This window comes from uncultured Fretibacterium sp. (assembly GCF_938030725.1).
Classification (GTDB): domain Bacteria; phylum Synergistota; class Synergistia; order Synergistales; family Aminobacteriaceae; genus Fretibacterium.
The window spans coordinates 23,428-31,647 of sequence record NZ_CALHIQ010000042.1 but is presented as its reverse complement, the minus strand read 5'-3'; the positions used below and the strand labels follow the sequence as shown (position 1 = coordinate 31,647).

The following is an 8,220-nucleotide window of genomic DNA, read 5'->3' as shown; positions in this document are numbered from 1 at the left end:
CGATAAAAAGCATTGTCAAAAGCAAATCGCTCGAAGCCGCCCTTATTTAAGGCTTCAAGCTCTATCTGTTCGCCAGATTCCGCATAATCCGTCGGTCTGCCTTTGCTTGCGTTGATTTCGTTCCATGCTTCACGGCGTTTTATCTCTCCGTCGTAGAAGTTGGACTTAAAAATCTCGTTTCCGTCAAGACGGACGGCAACACGCCCCTCCTCGTCATGGGATTCTCTATACCGAGTGACAAAATACTGTACCCTCCCCTTGAGGGAATCGCAAATATTCTCATGTTCCAACACTTTACGCATTGCGCTCCAAGAAAGTCCCATTGGCTGTCCCCCTGTGTTAGAACATCTGCGATGAACCGCGTTCAGCACCAGTTCATCCTCCCGCTACAGGTTTTCTTCTTCCTCATGCAGCTCGCGTTCCTGTACCTGGCCGACGCGATCGGCTACGGGCCCATGTAGGGGTCTCCACGCCATGGGACGTGCAGGTTTGTGACACGTTTGAGTGTGCGCATCCTCTCCTAACCTCAACACTACGATGCGTTATTCAAAGTGGGGACGGAAGGCAGCTTGAGATTCTGCCCTCCGTCCCCACTTTCGGGGAGCCTTCCGGCTGCCGCTCGCCCTTGCTCACGGGCCGCCCGTCCCCTTCTCACGATTTCCTGTCGGTCAACTCAACTCACGCAGCGGTGCGTGATGATGTCGATGATCGTGTGATCGACGTCCTTCATGCCCTCGCGGTTCAGCCGCGCCGCGTTCTCCGCCGTGCGCGTGAAGCTGTTCACGTCAACGACGCCCTGGGACACCGCCATCCCGCCGCCTGCCAAGGCAATCTGCGCCGCGTAAAAGGCCTCGGTCGCACCCGTGCCGACCTTGAGCGCACAGGACTCCTTCGCTCCGTCGCAGAGCATGCCCGTGATGTTGCCCAGCACCAGTTCCATGGCCTTCTGCGCCTGCGCGTCCGTGCCACCCAGGACGTTCACGATGCCTGCGGCCGCGCCTGCTCCCGCTGCCACCGCGCAGCCGCAGACGGGGCTGAGGCGGCCCATGCGGCTCTTGACGAAGCTCGTCGCCAGGTGGCTGTAGGCCACAGCGCGGGTGATCTCCTCGCGGGACTTGTGATGCGCCGCACCCACCACGTAGACCGGCAGGATCGCGGTGATGCCATGATTGCCGCTGCCCGCGCTGCTCATCACGGGCAGTGCCACACCCGCCATGCGCGCGTCAGAGGCTGCGGCGGAGATCGCCTTCACCTGAGCGGCCAAATCGGTGCTGTAGTTCGCACCGGCCGCGGCCCTGACGGTTCGCCCCAGACCAAGCCCCACCTTGTGGTCAAAGCCGAAGTCCGAGATGCGCAGGTTCATCTCGATGCCCCTCCAGACGTAGTCCACGTCCTCAGGCGAGAGCTGGTCGGCCAGCGCCACCAGCTCTTCAAAGCCCATCGTCTTCACCTGCTCGGGAATGGAAACGGAGGCGCTTTTTGCGGTCGTCTTTGGCACGGCAGAGTCGCAGGAGGGAACGGCCTCAAAGACGACCGTGTCGTTTTTTTTCACGAGCGTGATGTTGCCGTGCGTCTGCTCGATCACGGCCGTCCCCGACTCCCCGCCCGCGTAAGCCGTCGCCTTGACGTAGACGCCCCCCTGGCCGTTGGCCGTCAGCGTCAGTTTGCCGTCGGCGATAAACGCTCTAGCCTTCCGAAGGTCATCAAGGGTCGCATCCTTCAGCACCTCAAGGCTGTAGGCACTGTGGCCGCAGAACACCGCGAGCGCTGCGGCGATCTCGTTGCCGCGCTCGCCGTCGGTCCCCGGCACTCCGACAGCGATGCCGTTCTTAAAGATGTTGTCGCTGACGACGACCTCCAGTCGCTCCGCCCGCTCGCTCAACTGCTCGCACGCCCTGGCGACCGCCAGCGCCACCGCCCCCGGCTCGGTACATCCCAACGCCGGCTTTACTTCTTCATGCAGAAACTCAGTGATGGTGAACATAGGCCCTCCCAAACTCTCCAGCGCTCAATATCAGCGACAACACGAACAGTCGACGACCGTCTTATGAACCAGATCCAGGAACTTCTTCGGGGTGTGCGGCTCGATCACGCAACCCGGCCCCAGGATCAGGCCGGGACGACCACACATCTCCCGCACCTCACCGGCGACCTGTTCCTCCGTCTTGGTCAGCCAATTCTCGCCCCAGCTCAGGCCGCCAACGAACGCCTTTGTGCTGTACTTACGGACCTCATCCATAGAAGGGCCGTCATCGCGGTCATGCCAGCTCAGCCCCTGCACGGGGTAATGCTGAACTTCGTCGATACGCACCTGAGCACCGTGCAGGTGCAGCACGTTGAACCAGGTCCTGTCTTTAACGGCATTCAGGATCGCAAGGTCATATTTTTCGACAAACGCCTCGTGCTCGGCCTTTTCCATCGTCTGACGCCCCGAAAGCTGCGAGGCATAGAAGAAGCCGTCCGCGCCCAGATCGGCGGAAGCGCGGGCAAATTGAATCGTGGTGTCCGTGACCATCTCCAGCACACGATGGACGCGAACAGGGTCTTCGCGCATGTGCCTGACCAGCACGGCTGGAGAACACATCTTCGCCAGCGTGGTGGCCGGGCTGAAAACCGTCTGCAGGAAGGGCACGTGCTCCTCCATCATCTCCATGAGGATGCGCTGCGACTCCAGGACGACGGCGTACTCGCCCCGAGTTCCGTCGAGAGGACGAATGCGATCCCAGTCCTTGACGTCCTTGATGACGGGCTCATGCTGAGTGGGGGCCTTTTCAAAGCCCTCGTACACGTCCAGGTCGACGCCCATATCGATGGTGGTGTAAAGTCCAAAGGGCATGTACTTGATGAAGTCCAGAGCGTATTCCCGCTGCGCCTTGAGCGCCAGTTCGGCCAGGCGACGGGGGTGACGGTCGCGATTGGGATAGTGCATCCACATGCTGTAGGGCGTGCGGTCGTTCTCCTTCAGCGCAAGGGCGTTTTCGATCCTCTGTTTGTGCGTCAACATCGATAAAACCTCCTGAATTTATAATATGACATAACGAATCCTCTATCGCGCGCTAAACGACATTCGCCGGGCTTCCAGGCGTTACCGCAGCTCGCGACGGTTGATCATCGGCATAAAAAGCGTGGTCGATCGATCCGAGTCCGGAGCGTGGAGTTCCCCCTGTTGCAGGAAGCGGTCGAGGCGACGAAGTGCCGTCACCATGTGTTCGTGAAGCAACACGGTCGCCTCCACCACATCGCCGACCCGGCAGGCCTGAAGGATCGCGTCGTGGGATTTAAAGGCGTTCTCCTGCACGTTCGGCAAGGTGATATCCATCTGAACGTACCGATCGATCTTATTGTACTGGGACTCGATCAGCTCGAGCAGGCGGGGCTTTCCGGCAATCTCATAAAGCGCGCGGTGAAATTCCCAGTTCGTCTTGCGGCTTCGTCTCTCCGGCGGCGTCTGCGTCGACTCGAGGAGCAGGTTGTGAACTCGCGCAGCCGATTCTTCCGTGATGTTCTGCACGACGTAACGCAAGATCAAGGACTCGAGCGCGTAGCGGATCTCAAAGATCTCGTGCAGCTCCTCGATGGACAAGGAGGCGACGATCGCCCCCTTGTAGGGGATGATCTGCACCAACCCCTCGCTGGAGAGCTGCATCAGCGCCTCGCGAACGGGGATGCGGCTGACGTGGTATTCCTCCGCCAACTCGGCCTGCAGCAGTTGTTGCCCGTCGTGATATCGTCCGGAGAGGATGTCGCTGCGCAAACTCAAGTACACCTGCTTGTTCATGGTGCGCTTGCCGTCTTTAAGCATGACGCTCGACTTTCCTCCTCGCAAAGGCCAGGGCCTCTCGGTAGGTCTTCTCGTCAGGACAGTAGATCTGCGCGAGGCGTCCGTACTTTCCCCTCAGTTGAAACGAGTTCATCCCAGCCAACTCCCTAAGGCTCCGCACGTCGCTCCAGTCCACGTCCCTCGCCACGCTGCCCACGATCTCCTCAGGGACGCCAACGGCAAAGGGGCGCACGTGGAGTCCCGACGCCCCCGGCACGTTTCTCGCGCGAAGCGTTTCGACAAAGACGCCGTTGTCCTCAAAGCGGTAGCACATCACATAGCCGCGGCGGTAGAAGAGCAGGCAGACCACCACGAACAGTATCCCAACCAGCAGCACCAGATAGCTTGCATAGATCGAGGCCGCCGTAAGGTGCGTTCCTTCCAGGGCGCCCCCTCCAAACACGAACTGGGCGAGTGCCATGATCAGCACGGTAACAAACCAAAGGATCACCAGCGCCGAAGCCAGGTCCATCAGGAGCAGCGGGTTAGTGAGCACGGGGACGCCGCAGAACCAACGCAGCGTCCGCTCCGCGCTCTCGCGCTGTCCTGGAGCGTCAGGCCTGGCGAACAAGCTGATCCTTCAGCCTGTGGCATGCGACGAAATGTCCCGGTTCGATTTCGACCAGTGCGGGCGTTTCGCTCGTGCAGGCGTCCTCGCGAAGCGCACAGCGCCCTGCAAAGCGACAGCCGGCCGGAGGGTTGACCGGACTGGGCACGTCTCCCTCGAGGATGATTCGCTGTTTTTTCGGCTCGACGCTGGCGACGGGGACGGCCGAAAGCAGAGCCTGCGTGTAGGGATGCAGCGGCGACTTGAACAGCGTGCTGTTGTCCGCCTTTTCCACCACGTTGCCGAGGTACATGACCGCGACCTCGTCGGAGACGTAGCGGACCACCGACAGGTTGTGCGAGATGAAGAGGTACGTGTACCCTCGCTGCTCCCGCAGATCGGCGAGCAAGTTGAGGACCTGTGCCTGAATACACACGTCCAGCGCCGAGACCGGCTCGTCGAGGACGATAAACTCTGGGTCGAGCGCAAGGGCACGGGCGATGCCTATCCTTTGGCGGCGTCCGCCGTCCAGCTCGTGGGGGAAGGAAGTCGTCAAACGCGAGGCCAACCCGACCAGGTCCATGAGCTCGCCGATTTTTTCGTTCAGCTCCTTGTGAGAACGACAGATCTCATTGATGATCAGCGGTTCGGCAATAAGCTGCGACACGGACATGCGAGGGTTCAGCGACGAGAAGGGGTCCTGAAAGACGATCTGGGCGCGACGGCGAAATTCACTGCGTTTCACCCCCTCGAACTTCAGCGAGTCCTCTCCGTCGAACAGCACCTCACCGCCACTCGCCTCGATCAGACCGATGATCACGCGTCCCAGCGTGGACTTCCCGCAGCCCGACTCCCCCACCAACCCCAGCGTCCTGCCGCGGGGGATGTCGAGCGACACGTCGTCAACGGCGTGAAGCAATCCGCTGGAAACGGTGAAATACTTTTTCAGATGTTTTACTTCGATGAACTTATCCGGTTTATCGCTCATAACCATTCCACCTCACTGCAGGAACGCGTTGCCCGACGCAGGGGTCAGCGGGAAGTAACAATCGACGAAATGCCCCGCCTCCACTTCCTGCATGCCGCAGGGCTTTTCATAACACAGGTCCTTCGCATAAGGACAGCGCGGCGAGAAGGAACAGCCCTTCGGCAGGTTCGTCGGGTCGGGCGGCAACCCGGGAATCACAGCCAGCCGACTTCCGAGCGGACTCTCGAGCGTGGGCACCGCGTTGAACAGTCCCTGCGTGTAGGGATGCTTCGGCGCGGTGTAGAGGCTTTTGAGGTCAGCGTACTCAATGAGATGCCCTGCATACATGATCGCCACGTTGTCGCAGGTCTCCGCCACGATGCCCAGGTCATGAGTGATGAGGAGCATCGACGTTTTCTCGCTCTGCTGCAGCTTTTTGATCAGCTCCAGCACCTGGGCCTGAATCGTCACGTCGAGCGCCGTGGTTGGCTCATCGGCAATGATCAACTGAGGGCGACAGGCCAGAGCAATGGCGATCACCACGCGCTGTCGCATTCCGCCCGAAAACTGGTGCGGGAAGTCCCTGGCGCGTTCGGGGCGAATGCCGACCAGGCGAAGCATCTCGATGGCTCGATCGCGAACCGCCCCTCCTTTTAACTTCAAGTGCAGGGAGACCATCTCCATGATCTGGTCCTCGACGGTCATGATCGGGTTCAACGAGGTCATCGGGTCTTGAAAGATCATGGAAATGTCGCCGCCGCGCAGTCGACGCTTTTCGGTCTCCGTCATCTTGCAGACGTCGACCCCGTTAAAGAGGATCTCGCCGCTGGCGATCTGGCCGGGAGGAGTCTGCACCAACTGAAGGATGGAGAGAGCCGTCGTCGTCTTGCCAGCCCCCGTCTCCCCGACGAAACCGAGCGACTTTCCGCGCTCCAGCTTCATGTTCAGGTGGTTGACCGCCTTCACCACCCCTGAATCCGTGTTGAACTGCACGGAAAGGTCCTTAATGTCCAGAAGAATGTCCTTATTTTCACCCATAGTGCCCACCTAACGCTTCTGTTTGGGGTCAAGCGCGTCGCGCAGACCGTCGCCGAGGAAGTTCAGGGAAAGGATCGTGAACATGATGGCCAGCCCGGGGAAGATGCTCATGTGTGCGCTGTTGCGCAGGTACGGGCGCGCTGCGGAGAGCATACCTCCCCATTCAGGATAGGGCGGCTGAATGCCCAGGCCGAGGAAGCTCAGAGTCGCGGCAAACAAAATCGCGTTGGCCACGCTCAGCGTCGATTGCACGATAAGCGGCGCGGCGCAGTTGGGCAGGATGTAAAGACAGATGATGCGCTTGTGAGAAGCGCCCATGGCGCGGGCCGCTTCAATGAACTCCTGATCCTTGATGGAGAGCACGGAGGCGCGCGTCAGACGGGCAAACTTGGGGATATAGGTGATGCCCACGGCAACCATCAAGTTGAACAAACCCGGCCCGAGGACGGACGAGATGACGATGGCCATCAGGATCGTGGGAATGGCCATCTGAACGTCCATCAAGCGCATGAGGACGTTGTCCAACCTGCCGCCGAAGTACCCGGAGACCGCACCGATCAGCCCTCCCACCACCAGCGAGATGGAGACGGCGATCAGTCCGACCTGCAGGGAGATCCGAGAGCCGTAGATGAGACGGCTGAGGATGTCGCGCCCGAACTCGTCGGTCCCCAGCCAATGGAGCGCCGAAGGAGGCTTGCAGATCATCATATAATCCTGCTGGGCGTAGCCGTAAGGCGCCAGTTGATCGGCGAAGATGGCGCAAACGATCAGCACGAGCAGGATAAAGAGCCCGAACAGCGCCAGGTAGCTGCGGCGCAGACGGATCATCGTGTACTTGAGCATGGAGTTATTCTTCACGACAGTCCCCCCTACTTGACGTGAATGCGCGGATCGACCACCGCGTACAGCAGATCGACGGCCAGGTTGATGAAGCAGTAGGCCATGGAGATGAACAGGACGCCTCCTTGAATGATGGGGTAGTCGCGCAGGTTGATGGCATCGAGCATCAGGCGGCCGACGCCGGAGATGGAGAAGATCGCCTCCGTGACGATCGAGCCACCCAACAGCGTGCCAAACTGCATGCTGATGATCGTCATGACAGGGATCAGTGCGTTCGGCAGGGCGTGGCGCCAGATCACGACACTCCCCTTCTGCCCCTTGGCACGGGCGGTCCTGATGTAATCCGATTTGATCACCTCCAGCATACTCGACCGCGTCATCTTCGCGAACAAGGCCGTCGAGGAGCCGGAAAGGGTGACGACGGGCAGCACCATCTCGCTCAATGTGTCAAAGCCCATCGAGGGCAGCCAGCCCAGCTTGACCGAAAAAGCCAGAATGAGCAAAAGTCCCGTCCAAAATGTCGGCATCGAGACGCCCAGAAGGATAAAGACGGTCACCACGCTGTCCAGCAGCGAGTATTGCCTGATCGCGCTGAGAATTCCCAGCGGCAAACCCAGGAGCGTGCTGAAGAGCACCGCAGCAAACGCCAGCTTCATCGTCGTCGGGATGCGAATCGCCAGCTCCTGAGAGACGGGGCTTTTCATGTTGTAGGAGTACCCCAGGTCAAACTTTGTCACGGCATTGTAAACGTACCGGCCAAACTGAACAAGGAAAGGATCGTCCAATCCATGCTCACGGCGAAACGACTCGATGGTTTCAGGCGTAGCTTCTTCGCCAAGGGCGATGCGGGCCGGGTCTCCAGGCGTAAAGTAAAGAATGGAGAAGAGGATGAACATGACGCTCAGGATAACGGGGATCAGCATGAAAATTCTGCGGATAGCGTACTTCAGCACGGGAGCATCACCTTTTTCCTTGAGTTCTGTCGCAAAAAACAAAAAAATTTCATAG

General features: G+C 59.7%; 8 protein-coding genes and 1 pseudogene. All 9 read right to left on the bottom strand.

The window, feature by feature from the left end:
- Window positions 1–323 (bottom strand): annotated as a pseudogene (locus Q0629_RS02840) (hypothetical protein); the annotation flags it as partial.
- 350 nt (window positions 324–673) lie between these two features.
- Window positions 674–1,984 carry an L-serine ammonia-lyase, iron-sulfur-dependent, subunit alpha gene (locus tag Q0629_RS02835; RefSeq protein WP_298778684.1) on the bottom strand — a complete coding sequence of 437 codons (1,311 nt, stop codon included), beginning with the start codon at window positions 1,982–1,984 and terminating at the stop codon, window positions 674–676.
- 30 nt (window positions 1,985–2,014) lie between these two features.
- Entirely contained in the window at window positions 2,015–3,004 is a 990-nt protein-coding gene (locus Q0629_RS02830) for a uroporphyrinogen decarboxylase family protein (RefSeq protein WP_298778682.1), read from the bottom strand.
- 81 nt (window positions 3,005–3,085) lie between these two features.
- Window positions 3,086–3,802: a GntR family transcriptional regulator gene (locus Q0629_RS02825; RefSeq protein WP_298778680.1), complete on the bottom strand. Its 717-nt coding sequence runs from the start codon at window positions 3,800–3,802 to the stop codon at window positions 3,086–3,088.
- A complete protein-coding gene (locus Q0629_RS02820; protein ID WP_298778678.1) occupies window positions 3,795–4,391 on the bottom strand; it encodes a hypothetical protein in 597 nt (198 codons plus the stop codon). Before Q0629_RS02820 ends, Q0629_RS02825 begins: the two co-directional genes overlap by 8 nt.
- A complete protein-coding gene (locus Q0629_RS02815) occupies window positions 4,375–5,355 on the bottom strand; it encodes an oligopeptide/dipeptide ABC transporter ATP-binding protein (protein ID WP_298778675.1) in 981 nt (326 codons plus the stop codon). The genes Q0629_RS02820 and Q0629_RS02815 overlap by 17 nt, the downstream gene beginning before the upstream one ends.
- Before the next feature lie 12 nt (window positions 5,356–5,367).
- Window positions 5,368–6,372 (bottom strand): ABC transporter ATP-binding protein, encoded by a 1,005-nt coding sequence (locus Q0629_RS02810; RefSeq protein ID WP_298778672.1) that lies wholly within the window; start codon window positions 6,370–6,372, stop codon window positions 5,368–5,370.
- Window positions 6,373–6,381: 9 nt separating this feature from the next.
- Window positions 6,382–7,215 carry an ABC transporter permease gene (locus Q0629_RS02805; protein WP_298778686.1) on the bottom strand — a complete coding sequence of 278 codons (834 nt, stop codon included), beginning with the start codon at window positions 7,213–7,215 and terminating at the stop codon, window positions 6,382–6,384.
- Between the two features lie 26 nt (window positions 7,216–7,241).
- Entirely contained in the window at window positions 7,242–8,165 is a 924-nt protein-coding gene (locus Q0629_RS02800; RefSeq protein ID WP_298778669.1) for an ABC transporter permease, read from the bottom strand.
- Window positions 8,166–8,220 lie beyond the last annotated feature (55 nt).